This is a genomic window from Gammaproteobacteria bacterium (assembly GCA_016705365.1).
Taxonomy (GTDB): Bacteria; Pseudomonadota; Gammaproteobacteria; order Pseudomonadales; family UBA5518; genus UBA5518.
Window position 1 is genome coordinate 1,675,368 of the sequence record JADIYI010000008.1, and the last position, 19,683, is coordinate 1,695,050.

At 61.8% G+C, this 19,683-nt stretch carries 13 protein-coding genes, 1 tRNA gene and 3 pseudogenes; 7 read left to right on the forward strand and 10 right to left on the reverse strand.

The window, feature by feature from the left end; translation table 11 throughout:
* Nucleotides 1-20: 20 nt before the first annotated feature.
* Entirely contained in the window at nucleotides 21-1,574 is a 1,554-nt protein-coding gene (locus IPF49_15275; protein MBK6288967.1) for a 4Fe-4S binding protein, read from the forward strand.
* Here IPF49_15275 and IPF49_15280 read toward each other — a convergent pair.
* From IPF49_15280 to IPF49_15290, 3 genes are read right to left on the reverse strand one after another with little or no spacing between them, the layout of a single operon-like run.
* Nucleotides 1,552-2,970, reverse strand: coding sequence for a cbb3-type cytochrome c oxidase subunit I (locus IPF49_15280; GenBank protein ID MBK6288968.1), 1,419 nt, complete (start codon nucleotides 2,968-2,970; stop codon nucleotides 1,552-1,554). The genes IPF49_15275 and IPF49_15280 overlap by 23 nt on opposite strands.
* Nucleotides 2,967-3,563, reverse strand: a complete 597-nt coding sequence (locus IPF49_15285; GenBank protein ID MBK6288969.1) for an SCO family protein — start codon at nucleotides 3,561-3,563, stop codon at nucleotides 2,967-2,969. Before IPF49_15285 ends, IPF49_15280 begins: the two co-directional genes overlap by 4 nt.
* Nucleotides 3,560-4,537 carry a COX15/CtaA family protein gene (locus IPF49_15290; GenBank protein ID MBK6288970.1) on the reverse strand — a complete coding sequence of 326 codons (978 nt, stop codon included), beginning with the start codon at nucleotides 4,535-4,537 and terminating at the stop codon, nucleotides 3,560-3,562. The genes IPF49_15285 and IPF49_15290 overlap by 4 nt, the downstream gene beginning before the upstream one ends.
* Before the next feature lie 84 nt (nucleotides 4,538-4,621).
* Between IPF49_15290 and IPF49_15295 the strand changes: the two genes are divergently transcribed.
* Nucleotides 4,622-4,816 carry a hypothetical protein gene (locus tag IPF49_15295; protein ID MBK6288971.1) on the forward strand — a complete coding sequence of 65 codons (195 nt, stop codon included), beginning with the start codon at nucleotides 4,622-4,624 and terminating at the stop codon, nucleotides 4,814-4,816.
* An 8-nt stretch (nucleotides 4,817-4,824) separates the two neighbouring features.
* On the opposite strand, the gene IPF49_15300 is transcribed toward IPF49_15295, so the two are convergent.
* The 5 genes from IPF49_15300 to IPF49_15320 all read right to left on the reverse strand — a co-directional run bounded on the left by IPF49_15300 (nucleotide 4,825) and on the right by IPF49_15320 (nucleotide 10,174).
* Nucleotides 4,825-5,328 (reverse strand): hypothetical protein, encoded by a 504-nt coding sequence (locus tag IPF49_15300; protein MBK6288972.1) that lies wholly within the window; start codon nucleotides 5,326-5,328, stop codon nucleotides 4,825-4,827.
* Nucleotides 5,321-6,886, reverse strand: a complete 1,566-nt coding sequence (locus IPF49_15305; GenBank protein ID MBK6288973.1) for a cytochrome b N-terminal domain-containing protein — start codon at nucleotides 6,884-6,886, stop codon at nucleotides 5,321-5,323. The genes IPF49_15300 and IPF49_15305 overlap by 8 nt, the downstream gene beginning before the upstream one ends.
* A 15-nt stretch (nucleotides 6,887-6,901) precedes the next feature.
* Nucleotides 6,902-7,765: an SCO family protein gene (locus IPF49_15310; protein ID MBK6288974.1), complete on the reverse strand. Its 864-nt coding sequence runs from the start codon at nucleotides 7,763-7,765 to the stop codon at nucleotides 6,902-6,904.
* Nucleotides 7,766-7,920: 155 nt separating this feature from the next.
* A complete protein-coding gene (locus tag IPF49_15315) occupies nucleotides 7,921-9,621 on the reverse strand; it encodes a cbb3-type cytochrome c oxidase subunit I (protein ID MBK6288975.1) in 1,701 nt (566 codons plus the stop codon).
* A gap of 10 nt (nucleotides 9,622-9,631) precedes the next feature.
* On the reverse strand, nucleotides 9,632-10,174 hold the full coding sequence (locus tag IPF49_15320) for a cytochrome C oxidase subunit II (protein ID MBK6288976.1): 543 nt from the start codon (nucleotides 10,172-10,174) through the stop codon (nucleotides 9,632-9,634).
* A gap of 507 nt (nucleotides 10,175-10,681) precedes the next feature.
* On the opposite strand from IPF49_15320, the pseudogene IPF49_15325 reads away from it, so the two are divergent.
* Together IPF49_15325 and IPF49_15330 are read left to right on the forward strand one after the other, a co-directional pair.
* Nucleotides 10,682-12,410 (forward strand): annotated as a pseudogene (locus IPF49_15325) (c-type cytochrome).
* A gap of 122 nt (nucleotides 12,411-12,532) precedes the next feature.
* A complete protein-coding gene (locus tag IPF49_15330) occupies nucleotides 12,533-13,741 on the forward strand; it encodes an alginate export family protein (GenBank protein ID MBK6288977.1) in 1,209 nt (402 codons plus the stop codon).
* Between the two features lie 90 nt (nucleotides 13,742-13,831).
* Here the strand turns inward: IPF49_15330 and IPF49_15335 are convergent.
* Nucleotides 13,832-15,137: pseudogene (locus IPF49_15335) on the reverse strand (DEAD/DEAH box helicase).
* Between the two features lie 237 nt (nucleotides 15,138-15,374).
* Here IPF49_15335 and IPF49_15340 point away from each other — a divergent pair.
* Nucleotides 15,375-15,827, forward strand: coding sequence for a cytochrome c (locus IPF49_15340; GenBank protein ID MBK6288978.1), 453 nt, complete (start codon nucleotides 15,375-15,377; stop codon nucleotides 15,825-15,827).
* Here the strand turns inward: IPF49_15340 and IPF49_15345 are convergent, their stop codons facing one another.
* Nucleotides 15,828-16,313, reverse strand: a complete 486-nt coding sequence (locus tag IPF49_15345) for a cytochrome b/b6 domain-containing protein (protein ID MBK6288979.1) — start codon at nucleotides 16,311-16,313, stop codon at nucleotides 15,828-15,830. It lies immediately after the preceding gene.
* A gap of 290 nt (nucleotides 16,314-16,603) precedes the next feature.
* Between IPF49_15345 and IPF49_15350 the strand changes: the two genes are divergently transcribed.
* Nucleotides 16,604-16,680 (forward strand) — tRNA-Arg (locus tag IPF49_15350).
* A 214-nt stretch (nucleotides 16,681-16,894) separates the two neighbouring features.
* Nucleotides 16,895-19,193: pseudogene (locus IPF49_15355) on the forward strand (RNA-binding transcriptional accessory protein).
* Nucleotides 19,194-19,683: the final 490 nt, after the last annotated feature.

Sequence of the window (19,683 nt, forward strand, 5' to 3'; positions counted from 1 at the left end):
CCCCGATGAAAATCAACCGGATGGATTTGGTGCGCGGGTGCTTGTTGCGGTTCGCATTTACAGTGCTGTTATTGGTCGCGGGTGCTGCTGTTGCGGGCGAGCGCCTGGAGCAGCTCGACCTTGCCGGTACGCGAGCGATTTTTCCCGCAGCTGACAGTCTCGGCACCACGCTTGCGGCGGTGCCCGCACGAACGGTGTTTGCGGGCGACGACGTTCTGGGCTGGATCTTCCTGAACGACGAGTTGCACCCGATTCCTGCCTATTCGGGCAAGCCGATATCGGCGCTGGTGGGTATCGATGCCGAGGGTCGCATCGTCGGGGCACGGATCGTCGCACACGAGGAGCCCATTCTGGTTATCGGCGTGTCCGACAGCGATCTGCAGCACTTCATCGCGCAGTACGCGGGCATCAGCGCCAGCGAGAAGGTACGTGTGGGTGCGGGTGCCCGCGCCGGGTATCGGGGTATCGACGCGATCACCGGGGCAACCATCACCACGATGGTCATCAATCAGAGCATCATGGCTGCCGCCGAGGATGTGGCGAGCGCGCTCGGGCTGCCGCTGGCGCGTGGTGTACCGCTGCCAGGTGCGAACCTCGGTTCCGCGCCCGGAAAACCAGCACCCGCGCACCTCGTCAAACCGGATCGGGAACCCTATTGGCTGCAGCTTTGGGAGGAGCGCGAGGGACGTCTGTTCATCCTTGGCACCGCGCTGGCGTTGCTGGTCACGATGCTGGTATTCCAGGACTGGCTGGTGGTGCGCCCCCGACTGTTCACGCGACTGCGCAACGGCTACATGCTGTTCACGGTATTTTTTATCGGCTTTTACAGCATGGGCCAGCTATCGATTGTCAACATGCTGGCGTTCGGACGCGTGATGGCGGGGGGATTTTCCTGGGAGACCCTGCTGATCGAGCCGGTAACCTTCATGCTGTGGAGTTTTGTCGCGGTAACGATCGTCCTGTGGGGACGCGGCGTCTATTGCGGCTGGCTGTGCCCGTTCGGTGCGCTGCAGGAACTCATTCATACGATTGCCAGACATTTCGGAGTGCCGCGCCACGAGTTTCCGGCGATGGTCCACGAGAGGTTGTGGGCGATCAAGTACCTGATCCTGATCGGGCTGTTCGGGCTGTCTCTGGATTCGATGGCGCACGCCGCAACCATGGCCGAGGTCGAGCCGTTCAAGACGGTGTTCGCCCTGCATTTCGTGCGCGACTGGAGTTTCGTCGTTTATGCGCTCGCGCTGCTGGCGGTATCGGCGGTAAACAGCAAGTTTTACTGCAAATACCTGTGTCCGCTGGGCGCAGCGCTGAGTTTCTTCACGCGCTTTCGTATCTTCGACTGGCTGCGCCGACGGCGCGAATGTGGCAACCCCTGCCAGACCTGCGCCGCACAGTGCCAGATCAGTGCGATTCGCCCGACCGGCGAGATCATCGAGAACGAATGCCACTATTGCCTCGAATGCCAGGTCATCTATCACGACGAGCACCGTTGCCCGCCGCTGGTGGAGAAGCGCAAGCGCCGCGAGAAACGCGAAACCCGCGCGGCGCAGATCAGTGCGGTGCAGGTGGAATAGAAAATCCTGACACGGGCTGCGCAACGCGCGCGCGCAATGCCGCGATCACCACCACCAGGAACATCAGGCCACCGATCACCGCGATCAGGCCACCCAACCCCATCAGGCCCATGCCGACGATCTCCTGGATGCTGTCGAGCCCCTGGGCGGAACCCGCGGTCTTGCGTTGCACGCCGTGCCCGCCGGTCCAGGCCAGCGCGGTCACGTGCATGACCTGTCCGATACCATAGACGTAGGGTTGCCAAAAGGCCGTGCGCGGCATGGTGAGCGGGTGCCCGAGACGCGGCAGCAGCAGGTAGACCACTCCCATGTAAGCGAGCGTCACACCGACGATCGATCCGTGGTAGTGCGCGGGAATCACGGTATTGGATCCACGGATCATGAAGCCCATGACGCCGCCGCCCGCAAACAGGCTGAGCGAACAGATCAGCGCCGCGCGCAGCGGCCGCTCGCTGGCCGACAACGTCACGCGTCGGCCGAGGCCCGCGATTACCAGCAGCAGCAGCGGAACGGAAGCCATGCCGCCATAGCGCATCAGCGTGGTGAAGCCGAGGATATGTTCGCGCGACTCGATCGGGAAGCGGTACAGCAGCGGTACCGCGAGCAGCGGTGCGACCACCAGCGCAAACAGTGCCGTATGCAGTCGTGGGTTGCCCGGCAGCGACGATCCGGTGGCGCTCGACAGCATCACGAACGCGACCAGCATCAATACCGTGTGCATGAATTGCAGCACATGACCACCGCCCCAGAACAGCAGTTCGAAGTAGAACTCGCCGCTGACGCTCGCCGGCAGGCGCGCAAGGCTCAGCGCGACGCTGGCCACCGCGACCAGCGCCGCGAGAGCCGCCATCACCAGCGCGAAGCGCAGCACCGCGTCGTTGTCGTCGCCGCGCAGGCGCAGGCCGTTGGCACGCAGGCAAACGCATGCCTGTATCACCAGTCCGGTGGCGACGGCGATCAGTCCGGCGTAGAACCAGGGGTGTTGCAGCACCGGCACATAATTGTTCATCAGCGGTTGCGGTGTGCCGATGAATGGCGCGACGCTGATCATCACGGTGCCCGACACGGCGCTGACGAACGCGGTGAGGCTCCACCTCGGGTAACGCGCCGCGCCATGCATGCTCCACAGGATCCCCGCGCCCGCGACGAACCACACCAGCACCGTGAGATCGACGTGAGCCACCAGCGCGACCCGGAAGAATTCCTTGCCGGGCACCAGGTCCTGGATGATCGGGGTGCGCGACAGCGCGAGCAGCAGGGCAAGAAGCCCGGCCGCGACCAGGGCGTATACGCCCAGCCAGATCCAGCCGAGCGTGAAACGCGCGGCCTGTGCTTCGTGTCCGGGAGGGCTGCGCTCGGCCTGGTTCACAACAGGGATTCCTCGATGACTGCTCATTCGTCGAGCAACCGGGTGATGGCGTCGAGCATGGTCTCGGTGCTCGCGTTGCTGGCGAAGGTCGCGCGCACGCGGCCCACGCGATCGATCAGGTAGATCTGGTCGCTGTGCGCGAACCCGTAATCGAGCGGTGGTGGCAGCGTCTCCCGCTCGAAATAGACCTTGAACAGCGTTGCAACCGTGCGTGTCTGCTGCTCGGTGCCACGCAGTGCGATCATCGCCGGGTGAAAGTGGCGCACATAGGGGCCGAGTATCTCGAGGCTGTCGCGGCCGGGGTCGATGGTCACGAACAGCGGCTGTACCTCGCCGGCTTTGGCGCCGAGACCATCGAGTGCGGCACGCATGCGCGCAAGCACCGTCGGGCACACATCGGGGCAGCTGGCGAAGCCGAAATTCAGCAACACCAGCCGTCCGCGAAAATCCGCCAGCGCGGTGTCATGACCAAGAGTGCCTGGCAGGGTGAAATCGCCGCCCAGCGAGTCGATCACCGGTAGCCGCTCGGCGGACATGAGCCCCGGCCGCACAAATTGCAGTATCAAGACTGCCGCGAGCAATACCATCGAGACCAGCAAAACGACCAGTGCGCGATTCATGTCGATGCGGCTCCGGCGGTGAGGTAATCCAGTCGCAGCATGGCCAGCAGCAACAGCGCCGCCACGGTGCTGTGCGCCAGTACAACGGCAAGCGGAAGCGAGAAGGCGAGCGCGCACAGGCCGAGCATCGCCTGCAGCGATACCAACGCCAGCACCAGCAATGCGTTGCGACGCAACCTCACGCTGGCACGGGCGGCCATCACCGCGGTCAACAGGAGCAGCGGCACGGCAAGCGCGGCACCGATGCGATGCGCGATCAGGATGGCTGCCGTACCCTGGTCTGCGATGACCCTGCCATTGTCATCGAGCGCGAGTTCGCGCAAATACCAGAATGCATCGCCGATGCCGCGTCCCGGCATGCAGCCATCTGTCGTGGTGCAACCGAGACCGGCGAAATTTGCGCTCAGCCAGGCGCCCAGCGCCAGCTGTACGAGCAGCAGCACCAGGCTGGCACGCACCAGCTTGCGCGGCCAGGGTGCCACGTTCACGCGAGCGGTGTTGCCCAGCGACAGGTACAGGCGCCAGCCAAGCGCGGCAAGTGCTACCCCGCCGAGCAGATTGGCGGTGGCGATGGCCGGGCGGGTCTTGAGGTAACTTGCCGGCCCAATCACCGCCAGCGCTAGCAGCAGTCCGGCCATGGCCAGTGGCAGTTGCGCTTGCGTTGCGCTCAGTTGGCGGCGGCTACGATGCACCAGCAGCAATACCATCACCACCAGCGCCGTCGCGACGCCGCGATGGGCCTGCTTGGCGAATGGTTGCGGAGCCAGCGCGGCGTGTGCAACCCGCTTGCTGTGTTCGCTGATGTGGACCCCGATCCGCGCATAGCATGCCGGCCAGTCGTCACAGCCGAGCCCGGCCTCGACATGACGGATATAGGCGCTCAGCAGGTTGATGCCAAGTGTTGCCAGCAGGATCGACAGCGTCAGTCGCGCCAGCCAGCGCCTCCCGATATCTGCATTCCCGCCTTGTCGCATGCGTTATCCTTGCCCGGGCTGGCGCCAGTGCGCCAGCGTGTGTCAACCGCATCATCGCTAATGTCGAATTCGGAGGAGGCGTCCATGCAGATACTACTTTTCACCCTGGTCGGGATCGCGCTGTATTTTTTCGCCGATTGGGTGCTGCGCACCATCGAGCGCTTGCATGGCAGCCCATTGCCCTACCGCAACGTCATCTACTTCGTCATCATCCTGTGCCTGGCTCTGCTCAGTTTCGAGTTGCTGCAACAGTTCGCCTCTATCGAGACGGTTCTCTGAGCGCCGCCTCACATGAACACGAATTCCGATTTCTGGGAATCGAAATCGATCACCAGCACCTGTGCCGGAGCCAGATGTATGTGCCGCTCGGCCCGATACGGGAAATCTTCCTGCCCGATGTGATCCTTGAGCCGGATTTTCACATCGATATCACCTGCGGGAATGGTGAGGCGCTGGTACATCGACGCCATCCCGTCGTCATGCAGGCCGCGCGGCTCCATGCTGCGGCTCAAAACCAGCTTGCCGTTGACTTCGAGTTCCAGCAGCAGTGGCGAGCGCTCGCGCGGGCAACTTTGCGCCGCGCGCATCGTCGCCGGCAAGTTGGCAAGTTCATCGGCATCGAGGGTGTGGCATTCACCGAGTAATTTTCCCGAGTGCCGCACACTCAGCTTGATGGTGGACATACCCTCCGGCAGATGCCGATACGAGGGCGAATTGGAGAAATAGCCCACGAACGCGATGAACAGCGCATAGGCGGCAGCCTGGCCCAACCAGCGCAGACGCTCACTCATGGGTAGCCACCGATTCAGTTGTGGTCTCCACTGCGATCTGCGCCTCGCTCAGTTGCTCGCGGAAACGATCGAGCTCCTGCTCGAGTTTCGAGTACTGCAGTGGGCTCGCCCAGCAGATTGTCACCTTGTCCTTGCCAGCCGATGTACGCAGGTGCGGCATGCGTTCACCGGCAAACCGTTGCTCGGTCCATTGTGAGCCCAGGCGGTAGCGGCAGTCGTCCGTGCTGCAACCGCTCACCAACACGCCATCGACGTTCTCGTTGCGCGCAAGGAAATCGACGAATGACGGCGGCAGCAGGCCGATACAGGGCAGCGACAGCGCCACGACCCCGGCGCGCTCGATCGATTCGATCGGCAAGGCATGATCGCAGCCGAACACAATCACCCGTGTTTCACCCGTGAGCGTGGCAACCTTGGCCATCGCCTCCGTGCGCAGGCGTTCGATCGGATAGCCGGGTATCTCGATGCCGGAAACGAGTTCCTCGACATGACGGAACGGAGTCGCGGACGGGCATGCACCGGCGCAGATCCCGCATGCCGTGCACATGTCGGGGTTGACCTGCGCCTGGCGCATGCCTTTCCTGAACGAATGCGGCACCATGGTGATCGCGTCGTACGGACAGTCCTGGAAACACCAGGTACAGCCATTGCAGTTGTCGGGGTTCACCACCGCAACCTGGGCGAGCCGCTTCTTCTCGGGTGAAATCCACGGCATCAAAACCAGCAGCGCGGTGAGCGTGCCGAGGAGCAGCCACACCATGTTCGGTCCCCAGGTATCGAGCAGCGGATAGACATTCATGTATATCCAGTCGAGGTTCACCTCGGTCACGGTTAGCGACAGATCCGCAGGGCCCATGCTGCTCGCGGGCTTGATCATCGAGAGCAGCAACAGTGACAGCATGGTGCCGATCGCGAGGCCGCGCGCCGGATCGGTGCGAGCCTGCTTCAGGCGTTTGATGTGGATGAACATGCCGATCAGCAGAAACAGCGGGATCGCGATGTGCATGAACACCATCAGCGAGAACAGGCGGTCGCTCAGGGTGGCGTTCGTCAGGAAGGTGCGGGCCAGTGAGTCGCTGATATTGGGCAGTCGTTCCAGCCACTCGGTGGAAAGTATTGCGATGTACTGTGCAAACTGGTCCCACACCAGCCAGTAGCCTCCGATTGCCGATGCAAACAGCAGCCACAGCAGCGGCACCCCGCTTACCCACGAGAACCACTGCGCACCCCGAAACCGGCCCAGCGCGAACTCACGTACAAGGTGCAGGGTCACGGTGATCGCCATCGCGTCCGAGGCGTAGCGGTGCAGGCTGCGCATCACGCCACCGAAGTACCATTGGACATTGCTCAATCGCTCGACCGACTCGAAGGCGCCGATGATGCTCGTGTTGAAGAACACGAACAGGTAGATCCCGGTGGCCACTATCACCCAGAAGAAATAGAACGACAGCGCACCGAGCTGAAACCACGGATTCCAGTGCTCGCCGAATACCGCGGTAAACGCAGCCTCGATACGCACGAAGACCCACCGGCCGCCAGTTTGCAGAATACGAATCACGCTGATTTCCAGGGTTCAGACTTTGCTGATGCGCGCACGACGGCTGTAGAGCCACTCCCGCAATAGCAGGTAAATGAAGAATACGCCGAGCACCACGCCCATCGCGAGTCCGGCCAGGATCGAATAGTTGAAGCGATAGCTGTCGGAGGCGGGGTCGTAGACCGTGCAGAACAAACGGAACTTGTTGCCCATGCGTTCGAAAAACGACTCCTTCAGCTTCTCGCCGAAGACCAGCCGCTTGAGCGGATCTACCATCACCGGGGTGTCGAAATCCATGCCATAGATCTGGCGGCGCACCACGCCTTCCCCATCGAGCAACGAAGTCTGCAGCAGGTGATCGAAGCCGGCACCGGTGGCCACGTACTGGAATCCGAGATCGGCCGCCAGCTTTTCCGCCGTCGCCGCATCGGTGGCAAGAAAATCCCAGTTGCTCTCGCCAATCTGTTGCTCGCGTTCGAACTCGCGCATGGCATCGGCGGTATCGTGAGCGGTGTCGAAGCCGACGGTGATGACCCGGAAGCTGTCTTCGCCGAGCACCTTGCGCGCCTTGCGCACCACGGCAGCGATGTGCTGGGTGGTGGTCGGGCAGATGTGGTAGCAACTGGTATAGATCAGGCTGACGATCAGCGGTTTGCCGGTGTATTCGGCCAGCGCCCGCTGTCTGCCCGCGGTATCATAAAATGAATAATTCCCGACCTTGCGGCCGATCGCCGCCTGGCTTATGGCCAGCGCGGTGTCACGATCGAACGCGGCGTTGTGGTCGGAATCCGCGCCGTGCGGGGCGGAGGCTGCATGCTGTGCACGCAGCGCCGGTTGAACCGCCAGCAGCAGCATGGCCGTCAGTACCGTCGTCAGCAGGCGTCGACCACGCGCGCTCATGCGGCGTTGTGAGTGGCAATGCTCGTGCGCCTTGCCGCAACGCCGCATGAGCGGACGATGAGTGGAACGGAATAGATGCATATCACGAGAATTCAACAGAATCGAAAAACCAGCCGGGGGGAACCGCGATGGTCCCCCCGGCAACAAGCCTTCTGTCAACTAAGACCCCAGGTTTCACCCAGGAATTTCCAGTTGATGAAGTAGTAAAGTACGAAGGCGGCAAAGAAAGCAGCCACCAGTACCAGCGTGCCGGGAACGGTGATCGAGCCGATACCGATGTTGTGGTACTTTTCTTCCGCCGGAGGTGTAGCGATCACTGCTGCGCCGAGCTTCTCGTTTTCACCGAGCTTGCGCCCGAACAGGAGCGAGCCAACCACCACGATGATGAACATCGCGCCGCCCAGTCCTGCCAGTACTACCGACATTCCGTTCAGGCTCATCATGGTCAGTGCGGCAGCCGAGAACTCGTAGCCGCCGTCCGAGCTCGTGAACAGGATATCCCAGTGCCTGCGGGGCACTCCAAGCGTGCCGGCACCCATCAGGAACATACTCACACCGACCATGCCGAGGCCGAAAACATAAGGCTGCCACGACGCAACTTTCTTCAGAATCAGGTCGCGACGAAACACAACCGGCACCAGCCAGTAGGTCACTGCCATGAAAGTCAGCGTGGTCCCGATGACGACGGTCGCGTGGAAGTGCCCGGGTACGTACACCGTGTTGTGCACCAGCAGGTTGATCTGCTCCGCGCCCATTACCACGCCGGTGATACCGCCCAGCACGCCGAACCCGACCAGCGAGATGAACATGCCCGAGAACACCGGGTTGCCCCAGGGTGCCTTGCGCAACCACTCGAACAGCCCCGAGTTGTAGCCGCGGGCGCGTTGCGCGGCCTCGATCGCACCGGGGACCGTCAGTCCATGCACCATGCTGGCCATTACCGCGAGGTACATGGCATAGCTGGTGTTGAAGATCTTCCACTCCGAACTGAGGCCCGGATCGACCAGCAGGTGGTGCGCGCTCGCGACCTGCAGAACCGCGATATAAAGAAAAAATGCGAAGCGGCTCACTTTTTCCGAGAGCGGCTTGGCGCCGAACACGACCGCAGCGATCATGTACCACACCGAGATGTGTGCGGCGACGTTGATCTGCTGCGAGGAATGGCCGAAGGCCCACCAGATCAAGCGGTACACACCCGGATCGATATGTGCGACCAGCCCGAGGTTCCACAACAATGTGGGTATCAGGATGATCGCGCCCGAGGCAATCGTGAAGATCGCGATGATAACGGCAGTGAGCGCACCGAAAGTCACCAGCGGCACCGATCCCTCGTAGGTTTTCTCGCCCTTGGCGATAACCAGGGTACCGAGAAAGATGAAGCAGTGGATCAATGCGCCCACCGCGAACAGGATCAGCCCGACGTAGAACATGGTATCAGCGGGTATCGGCACATAGGAGGTCATCATGACGCTAGAGTTGCCTTTCCAGAGCACTGCATAGTTGTTGAGGAGCGCCCCGATCACCATCAGCGCGAACGCCACCCAGCCGATCCGCGGGGTCGCGATCCGGCAACCGAGCAGGACCGCGGAGCAGAAGTGTATAACCGCCATCTCGAAGAAAATCATCCAGAAAATCAACACGTTGAGACCGTGTGCGGTGAGCACCTGATAGAACATGTTGGCTTGGAGCAGATGCACTTCGGGCCAGCGTGTCAGGCCGACACCAATACCGAGAACCCCCCCGATCAGCAGGAACACCACGCCGGCAACGGCATTGGCCTTTATCAGCGCCTCGGCGGGGCGGTGGAACTTCAAGCCGGTATCAGGACAGATTCGAAACTCGTTGTTGCTTTTCATGGTGCTCCCCTCATTCCACCACGTGAATCTTGCCGAGCATCGTGTGATGCCCGATTCCGCAGTATTCGTTGCAGATGATCGAATGCTCGCCGATCTTGTTCGGTGTGACGGTCAGCACCATGTCGTAACCGGGCAGCACCTGCACATTGAGATTCGCCGGCTGCAGGGAAAAACCATGCTGCCAGTCCATGGAGGCGATGTGCATACGGTAGGTCTGCCCGACCTGCAACTCGTATATCGGCCACCATTCCCAAAGCCGTCCCACCAGATAGATATCGGTTCCCACGGGAGGCTTGACCACCGGCGTCTTGCGGGCGCCCTCGGTACGAACGGTGTACTGATCAACGACGGCCTTGGCTTTCTCCATATAAATGGCCGGCGTCGTCCGGTAGGCTTCGCTCGAGAGGTTCTGTTTGCCGTACACATGCCAGAACGGCATCATCAAGGTCAAAATGATGCCCCAGATCACCACCACGGCAATCCAGATCAGTTCAGCTTTTTCTATGGGTTCTTTCCACCAGATTTTCCTGGTGGGAGGGGAAATGGCGGTCATTGTTGCTTCTCCAAAGAGTCCATTTGATATGTCCGGGTATTACTGGGACACAGGTAACGAAACCAGTTCCATGATTCCCCACACGATGTAGGTCAGAGTCGGTATCGTGATACCTATAAACAACAGAAGGAACGGGTTGTCGATGACCCTCTGCATGAACGGAATGTTTTTGTCCGAATCCTGATCGTTGCTCATCGTTGATTTTCCCTGGTTTTGCCCCAAACGGGCACAGCACATCGTGTTGCCGGTGGTCGGCCGGCGCGTATTCTAGGGACGCATGATATAGCCATATTTGATTTGGATCATCTAATTTCCGATGTATTTGCTCAGGTAATCAGGAGATAAATCCTTGCTGTTGTAAGGTCTTTGTTAGTCGGTTGATATAGCTCAATAAGGACAGGGCGATAAGTCGATCTAATTGTCCCTGCCAATCGGTGTCGATGGGATGCCGTGAGCCAATGGATTTTTGTAACGCAACCCGAAAAAGGGGATAGGAGACAGATGATGATGAAGAACTACAGGAAAAGCATTCTCAGCCTGGCGTGCGGCCTTGGGGCCACCGCGATCCTGGCTGGTAGCGTGCTGGCGCAGGAGAAGATCGATCACCCGGGTACGACCGGCGAGGACGTGCGCTATCGCGGTGCGCCGATTCCAGCGCTGGACCTGAAGCAGGTGGCGACGCCCGGCGCACCGGCAGTTACGGAGGCCGAGTTCGAGCGTGCCAACAAGATCTATTTCGAGCGCTGCGCGGGTTGCCACGGGGTATTGCGCAAGGGAGCGACCGGCAAGCCGCTGACTCCGGATATCACGCGCGCGCGCGGCACCGAGTACCTGAAAATCATGATCAACATGGGAACGCCGGCCGGCATGCCGAACTGGGGCACCTCGGGCCAATTGAGTGCCGAAGACATCGACATCATGGCGCGCTATCTGCAGAACGAGCCGCCGACCCCACCCGAATGGGGCATGAAGGAGATGCGCGAGAGCTGGAAGGTTCTGGTACCGGTCGACAAGCGCCCTGCCAAAAAATGAACAAGTACAATCTTGACAACGTCTTCGCCGTCACCCTGCGTGACAGCGGCGAAATTGCCCTGATCGACGGTGACTCGAAGCAGATCATCAACATCATCAAGACCGGTTACGCGGTGCATATCTCGCGTTCGTCCGACTCGGGGCGTTATGTCTACACCATCGGCCGCGATGCCAAGATCGACATGATCGACCTCTATATGGACCCGCCGCAGACCGTTGCCGAGATCAAGATCGGCCTCGAGGCGCGCTCCGTGGAAACCTCGAAGTACAAGGGTTACGAGGACAAGATCGCGATCGCCGGTGCCTACTGGCCGCCACAGTACGTGCTGATGGATGGCCCGACGCTGGAGCCGAAGAAGATCGTGTCCACGCGCGGCATGACGGTCGATACCCAGGAGTATCATCCGGAGCCGCGCGTGGCGGCGATCGTCGCCTCGCACCAGCACCCGGAGTTCATTGTCAACGTGAAGGAAACCGGGCAGGTGTTGCTGGTCAACTACAGCAATATCGACGCGCTCAGCGTGACCACGCTGGAAGCCGCGCGCTTCCTGCATGACGGCGGCTGGGATTCCACCCATCGCTACTTCATGACGGCGGCCAACCAGTCCAACAAGATCGCGGTGATCGATTCGAAGGAGCGCAAGACCACGGCGCTGATCGATGTGACCAAAGTCCCGCACCCGGGTCGTGGCGCGAACTTCACCGACCCGAAATTCGGGCCAGTGTGGGTGACCAGCGCGCTTGGCAACGAGAACGTCACCGTGATCGGCACCGATCCTAAAAAGCATGCGCAATACGCCTGGAAAGTCGTGCGTGAGCTCAAGGGTCCCGGTGGTGGATCGCTGTTCGTGAAGACTCACCCCAAGTCGACCAATCTGTGGGTCGATACGACGCTCAACCCGGATGCCAAGCTGAGCCAGTCGGTAGCCGTGTATGACATCAACAACCTCGACGCCGGGTTCGTGAGCCTGCCGATCGCCAAGTGGGCCGATGTGGGCGAGGGCCCGGCACGCGTGGTGCAGCCGGAATTCAATGCCGCTGGCGATGAAGTCTGGTTCTCGGTGTGGAACGGCAAGGACCAGACCTCGGCGATCGTGGTGGTCGATGACAAGACGCGCACACTGAAGACGGTCATCAGGATCCGCGGCTGATCACGCCGACCGGCAAGTTCAATGTCATGAACACGCGCAAGGATATCTACTGAGCATCTGCGCCAGGCAAGCGCGGCCAGGGACGGCCGCATTTTGCGCACGCATGAATTCACCGCAAACAGGGGAAAGTAAATTTGTGAAAGCTGTAACCATGGGAAAAAGGATATGGTCTGGCATGGCCGTGGCAGCCGTTGTCACGATGGCCGCCAGCGTGCAGGCGGAGGAGGCTTCGCTGGCCGGGGCACTCAAGGGCGGAGAGGTCAAGATCCAGTTCCGCTATCGCTACGAGGATGTTGATCAGAACAACGCGCTCGACGACGCGCAAGCGTCCACGCTGAAATCGAGACTGAACTATACGTCCGCGCTGTTCAGCGGCTGGCAGGCGCAGGTCGAAGTCGACAATGTGTCACAGATCGGTGACGACGATTACAACTCGACCTCCAACAACGAGACCGGCTATTCGGTGGTTGCTGATCCCGATGGCACCGAGTTCAACCAGGCCTGGATTGCCTATTCCGGCATCGCGGACACGGTGGTAAAGGGCGGACGTCAACGCATCGTGCTCGATAACGAGCGCTTTGTCGGCGGCGTGGGCTGGCGTCAGAACGAGCAGACCTACGACAGCGGTCCGGTGGTGAACAAATCCCTGAAGGACACCACGCTGAACTATGCCTGGATCGATAACGTGAATCGGGTTTTCGGACCCGATGACGGCACCACGGCCGCCTGGTTGGGTGACTGGGATTCCTCGATCCACCTGCTCAATGCCAGTTACAGCGGCCTGTCGTTCGGCACCATCACGGTCTATGACTATCTGATGGATATCAAGGACGCCGATGCGCAGTCGAACAAGACTTACGGGGCGCGTTTCACCGGCAAGCATGCGCTGGGCGAAACGACCAGCCTGCTGTACACGCTCGAATACGCCAGGCAGGAAGACTACGGCGATAATCCGGTGTCCTACGAGGCCGATTATTATGCGGTGGAAGCAGGCCTTGCGTTGCCCGCCGCCGTGACCCTGAAGGTGGGGCAGGAAGCGCTCGAAGGCAATGCGGGGAGCGCCGGCAAGGCGTTTCGCACACCGCTCGCAACCCTGCACGCATTCCAGGGTTTTGCCGACATGTTCCTGAGCACGCCAGACGGTGGTATCCAGGACAGTTATGCCGTGGCATCGATCGTGGTGATGGGGGCGACTGCCAGCGCAGTGTGGCATGACTTCGAAGCCGAGGACGGCGGTGCCTCTTTTGGCGACGAACTCGATTTGTCGCTGTCACGCAAGTTCGGCCAGTACGTCACCGGCCTGCTCAAGTATGCGGACTACAACGAAGATGGATTCGCAGTCGATACCCGCAAATTCTGGGTGCAACTGCAAGTCGATATCTGAGACGTGAACTGCACGGTTTGCGAGCCGACCTCCGGCTGAGGTCGGCTCGCTTTCGTTGTCAGCGGAAACGCTGCTGCGTGCCGCGTGAACTCATGCGGTTGCCGTTGGCATCGCCATTGCCATTGCCACTGCGGGAGTGATTGCTTCCGCGATTCGTGCATTCCCCGAACCTGCGCCACGACCGCCGCGATGTGGCGGGCGCTCGGGACGCGGGTCGAGATCGGGGCCGGCGCTGCGCACCACCGAGTCGAGCGCGGCCTGATCCTCGGCGGATAATTCGATACGCGGCAATTTGCGTTTGATCAGCCGTTCGATACCCGCCAGCATTCCGGTCTCGTCGTCGCCGACCAGCGAGATCGCCTCGCCCGACATGCTGGCGCGCCCGGTACGACCGATGCGGTGTACATAGTCCTCCGGCACGTTGGGCAGGTCGTAGTTCACCACGTGCGGCAGTTCCTTGATGTCGATGCCGCGCGCGGCGATATCGGTCGCCACCAGCACCTGGATCTGGTTGCTCTTGAACTCGGCCAGCGCGTGTGCGCGCCGTCTGGCTCTTGTTGCCGTGGATCGCGAGCGAGGGTATGCCGCCTTTCGACAGCTGTTCGGCAAGCCGGTTGGCACCGTGCTTGGTGCGCGTGAAGACCAGCACCTGGTGCCAGTCGCCGGCCTTGATCAGGCGTGCCAGCAGGTGCCGCTTGGCTTCCTTGCGCACCCGGTAGACGCACTGTTCCACGAGTTCGGCGGGGGCATTGCGCCGCGCCACCTCGACCTCCGCCGGCCGATCCAGCAGGCGATCGGCAAGCTCGCGGATATCGTCGGAGAAGGTCGCGGAGAACAGCAGGTTCTGGCGCTTCTTCGGCAACAGGGCGAGGATGCGTTTCACGTCGTGGATGAAGCCCATGTCGAGCATGCGGTCGGCCTCGTCGAGCACCAGGGTCTCCACCGTGTCGAGACGCAGGTGCGCTGCTGGATGTGATCGAGCAGGCGTCCCGGGAGTCGCGACCAGCACGTCGAGGGTCTGTGCCAGGCGAGTGACCTGCGGCTGCATGCCGACGCCGCCGAATACAACGGTCGATTTCACCGGGGTGTATTTGCCATAGACACGCACGCTCTCCTCGACCTGGGCCGCGAGTTCGCGGGTCGGAGTGAGTATCAGCACGCGTACCTTGCGCCGTTGCCCGGGGGCGTCGGCGGCAATTTTCTGGCACAGCTGGTGCAGGATTGGCAGTACGAAACCGGCGGTCTTGCCAGTGCCGGTCTGCGCGCCGGCGAGCAGATCGCGACCCTCGAGCACCGCGGGTATCGCGGAGAGCTGGATCGGGGTGGGTTGGGTATAGCCGTGTTCAGTGACGGCGCGCACGATATCGGCGGCGAGGCCGAGCGAAGAGAAATTCATTGAAAATCCTGATTGACACCTGCGGCGGCTTGCCCTGGCGGGCAACAGTCTCGGGCCACAGGAAGGTTCACACATATCCGGAAGGGATGTACCGGGCAGACTGCAGCCCGGAACGCGCCGCGAATTCTAGCAGCAGGCTCTGCCCGCGGGGGTTTCGCATCGCGGCATTAATTCCCATGATAGCCAGCACCCGATGCGCCCGGTACACTTCCCGGACACTACCCCACCGGAGGCTTCATGATGACTGCACGAATCGTTTCACTGCTTGCCGCTGCCTGTCTTTGCTCGTCGTTGGCCGTGGCGGAAGAGCATCCCGCGATCGAGTATCGGGAGTCATTGATGACGCTGGTCGGTGCAAATTTCGGACCGATGGTGGCGATGCTGAAGGGCGAGATTCCCTGGGATGACGCGCGCATGGCCGCTTACGGTAAAGATCTGAAGGCCGTGGTGGGCCTGGATATCCTGCGCGGGTTTCCGCCCGGATCCGACCAGGGCGAGACCAGGGCCAAGCCGGGGATCTGGGAGAATCTCGAGGACTTCCAGAAAAAGCTGGAGGCGATGCAGACGGAGGCCACGAAGCTCGGCGATACCGCAGCGGGCGCCGACCGCAAGGCCATCGGCGACCAGATCGCCGCAACCGGCAAGACCTGCAAGTCCTGCCATGACGAGTACAAGAAAAAAGACGACTGACTACATGAAGATTGCGGGCTTGGGTGCCAGCGAGAGCAGGAACCACAGCAGCCCGGCACAGGCCGCGAGTATCAGCAGCGCGATCCAGCTTGCCGTTACCCGCGCGCCCTGTCCCGACTTGCCGCCATCGATCATCGGTCCGAGCAGGTTCTGCCCGCGTCGCAGATAGTGCAGCACGGTGCCCACATGAAGCACGATCAGCGCCAGCAGGATATAGAAGTTGGTCTCATGCCATGCGCCCAGCGTACCGGCAAGACCCTTGCTGACCGTATGTACCAGCGGGCCACTGAAAGCCTCATCGTCCTCGTTGAACAGGCCGGTGGCTCCCTGCGCCAGCAACAGGGCCATCATCACCACGGCCGACCAGCCGCCGGCCGGGTTGTGCCCCTCGGGGTGAGGTTGCTTGTTGCGCCAGTAATCGATGACGGCCCGTGGTCCGCGCAGAAGTTGGCGAAGCGCGAATGGGTGCTGCCGATGAAGCCCCACACGATCCGGAACGCGATCAGCGTGAGCATCGTGTAACCGCACCACTGGTGGATTTCGAGCCGGTCGAATTCGGCGCTTGCCCAGGACGCGACCAGCAACGGCGGCAGGCTCCAGTGAAAAAGCCGGGTCGGAAGATCCCAGATCGGCGCAGGAGCGTGTTTTCAAGGCTCGGACCTCAGGGAATTCTTCATGGCGACGACGATATCCGGCTGCCAGGCCAGCGATGGCAATATTGTTACCGTTATTACGGTTGACGAAGCCCCACCCTCTCAATATATTACGCGGCCTTCGCACCCGTAGCTCAGTTGGATAGAGTACCTGGCTACGAACCAGGTGGTCGGGAGTTCGAATCTCTCCGGGTGCGCCATACGAAAAAGCCCAGCTTCTGCTGGGCTTTTTCGTATGGCGCACCTGAGAGTGCGTCACAGAACTCCCAGTTCGACAAATCGGCAGGAAAGCCGATTTGGACGCTGCCGCGTAGCACGCCTTGCGTCGAGCCGCTGCCACGGTAAAAGGGCGCTCCCGCTAGCCAATCGCGTCATTCCCCGCAAGTCTGCACATCCGGCACCCGCGCCCGCATAATGCGCGCTCCTCGCGAACAGGACTCCCGGATGATTTCCATTGAACAACGTATTGCGGCAGAACTCGGCGCCGGTGCCGCGCAGATCGCTGCCGCGGTGCAACTGCTCGATGGCGGCGCCACGGTGCCCTTCGTCGCACGCTATCGCAAGGAAGCCACCGGCGGGCTCGACGATGTGCAGCTGCGGGCGCTCGAGCAGCGGCTCTCCTACCTGCGCGAACTCGAGGAGCGTCGTGAATCCATCCTGCGCAGCATCAAGGAACAGGGCAAGCTGAGTGATGCTTTGGCTGCACAGATCCGCGAGGCGGATTCCAAGGCGCGTCTGGAGGATCTCTATCTTCCGTACAAGCAGGCGGCCCAAGGGGCCAGATTGCGCGCGAGGCGGGTATCGAACCGCTGGCCGATCTGCTGCTCGGCGAGCCGCAGCGCGATCCGGCGCAGGAAGCGCTCGCCTATCTCGACGAGGAGGCGGGCTTCGGTGATGTGAAAGCGGTTGCTGGATGGCGCGCATGATCTGGTGGGCGCTTTGCCGAGAATGCCGATCTCCTCGGGAGGTGCGTACTGCTGCGCGATCAGGCCCTGCTGCAATCGCGCGTCGTGGCGGGGAAGGAAGCCGAGGGCGCGAAGTTCGCGGATTATTTCGCATTCGGAACCCTTTGCAAGGTGCCCTCGCACCGTGCGCTGGCGATGTTCCGCGGGCGCAACAGAAGGCGTTCTGAATATCGACGTGGAGCTTCCCCCGTTGCCGAAGGGATCGCGCACCCTGCGAGCTGCTGGTTGCGTCGCATGCCGGGATCAGCGATCGCGGCCGCGCCGCCGATGCCTGGCTGCGCGATGTGGCGCGCTGGACCTGGCGGGTGAAGTTGTCGATCACGTGGTCGGTGAACTGCTGGCTGAACTGCGCGAGGCCGCCGAGGCAGAATCCATCCGCGCGTGTTCGCGGCCAATCTGCGCGACCTGTTGCTCGCGGCGCCGGCCGGCAACCGGGCGACCATTGGCCTCGATCCGGTTTGCGCACCGGGGTGAAGGTGGCGGTGGTCGATGGCACGGAAAATTGCTCGAGCACCGGACGATCTATCCGCATGCACCGCGCAATCAGTGGCGCGAAGCGCAGGCGGTGCTGACGGACCTCGCCAGGCGGCATCACGCAGCACTGATCGCCATCAACAACGGCACTGCCTCGCGCGAGACCGAGAAACTCGTGGCCGAATTGATGCGCCAGCAACCCGATCTCGGGCTGGTGCGGGTGATAGTGAGCAGGCCGGCGCCTCGGTGTCCTCGGCATCGGAAATCGCCGCCCGCAAGTTTCCACGTGGACGTGAGTATCCGCGGTGCGATCTCGATCGCGCGCCGCCTGCAGGATCCGCTTGCGGAACTGGTCAAGATCGAGCCGCGCTCGATCGGCGTGAGCCAGTACCAGCACGATGTGAACCAGCGCGACTCTCGCGCGGGCTCGATGCGGTGGTGGAGGATTGCGTGAACAGCGTCGGGTCGAGCTCAACAGCGCCTCCACGGCATTGCTGCGGCGCGTGTCCGGCATCAGCGAATCGCTGGCGGGTGCGATCGTGGCGCATCGCGATCAACACGGTGCCTTTCGCAGCCGTGAGCAGTTGCGCGGGTGCCTCTCGGCGCCAGGACCTTCGAGCAATGCGCGGGTTTTTCCTGCGTATCGCGGGTGGCGAAACCCGCTCGACGCCTCGGCGGTGCATCCAGAGTCCTACGCTGTCGTGGAGCGAATCGCCGCCGCCCGGAACTGCGCAGTGCGTGAACTGGTCGGCAATGCGGAGCGGGTGCGTGGACTCGATGCGCGCCAGTTCCTCAGCGCGCAGGCCGGTGAACTCACGCTGCGCGATATCCTGCGCGACTGGAAAGCCGGTCGCGATCCGCGCCCCAGGTTCCGTACCGCGAGTTTTCGCGACGGGGTCGAGAAACTCCGACCTGGCCAGCGGCATGGTGCTCGGGCGTGGTCACCAACGTGGCGGAATTTTGGCGCTTTCGTCGATATCGGGGTCCACCAGGACGGCTGGCTATCTCGGCGCTCAGTAATCCTTCGTTCGCGAGCCCGCGCGAAGTCGTAAAGGCCGGAGACGTGGTGAAAGTGAAGGTGCTGGACGTGGATGCCGTGCGCAAGCGGTGCGCTCAACATGCGGCTCGAAGACGAGGCGGTGGCTTCCCCGTGCCAGCCGGCTCCCGTGCGCCGCGAGCCGACACGCGGGCCAGCGCGTGCGGCCCCGGCAAAGACCGGTACGCTGGGGAACTGTTACTGGCCGCGCAGAAAGCCAGACACTGAGGGTTTTTGATCTGAATCAATAAATCGTAATAAGAATGCTTCGCATTTTAGATTACGTTTTGATAGAGTGCCTCCGTCGCCGGCTGGTGCGGGCCGACAACGGTTCGCAGCGGGAGGCGGCACGTGAAACAATAGCGAGTGGACTTGTAATGGGAATGATCGCGGCATCGGCATCGGCCGCGACACCGACCATGGAAGAGTGGGCGCTGATCCAGCAACAGCAGGCTGAATTGCCCGCTTGAAAGAGCAGGTTGCACAGACCGATGGCCGGATCGAGGAGACCGAACTCAGGGTTGCGCGGACCAACGTCAAGGTCGAGGCCACTGCGAGATGGTCGAGCAGGGTGGTGCGGGCGGCGATATTGCGCACCTAGGAGCTGGGTCGATCGTACCCGGCTTGGCGGCTACGGCGGATGCACTACTCCAATCGACAACGACCTCGTGGCGGCAAGGACAAGGACGAGATCGATTTTCACCGCTACGTGCTGTACCTGAGTCACG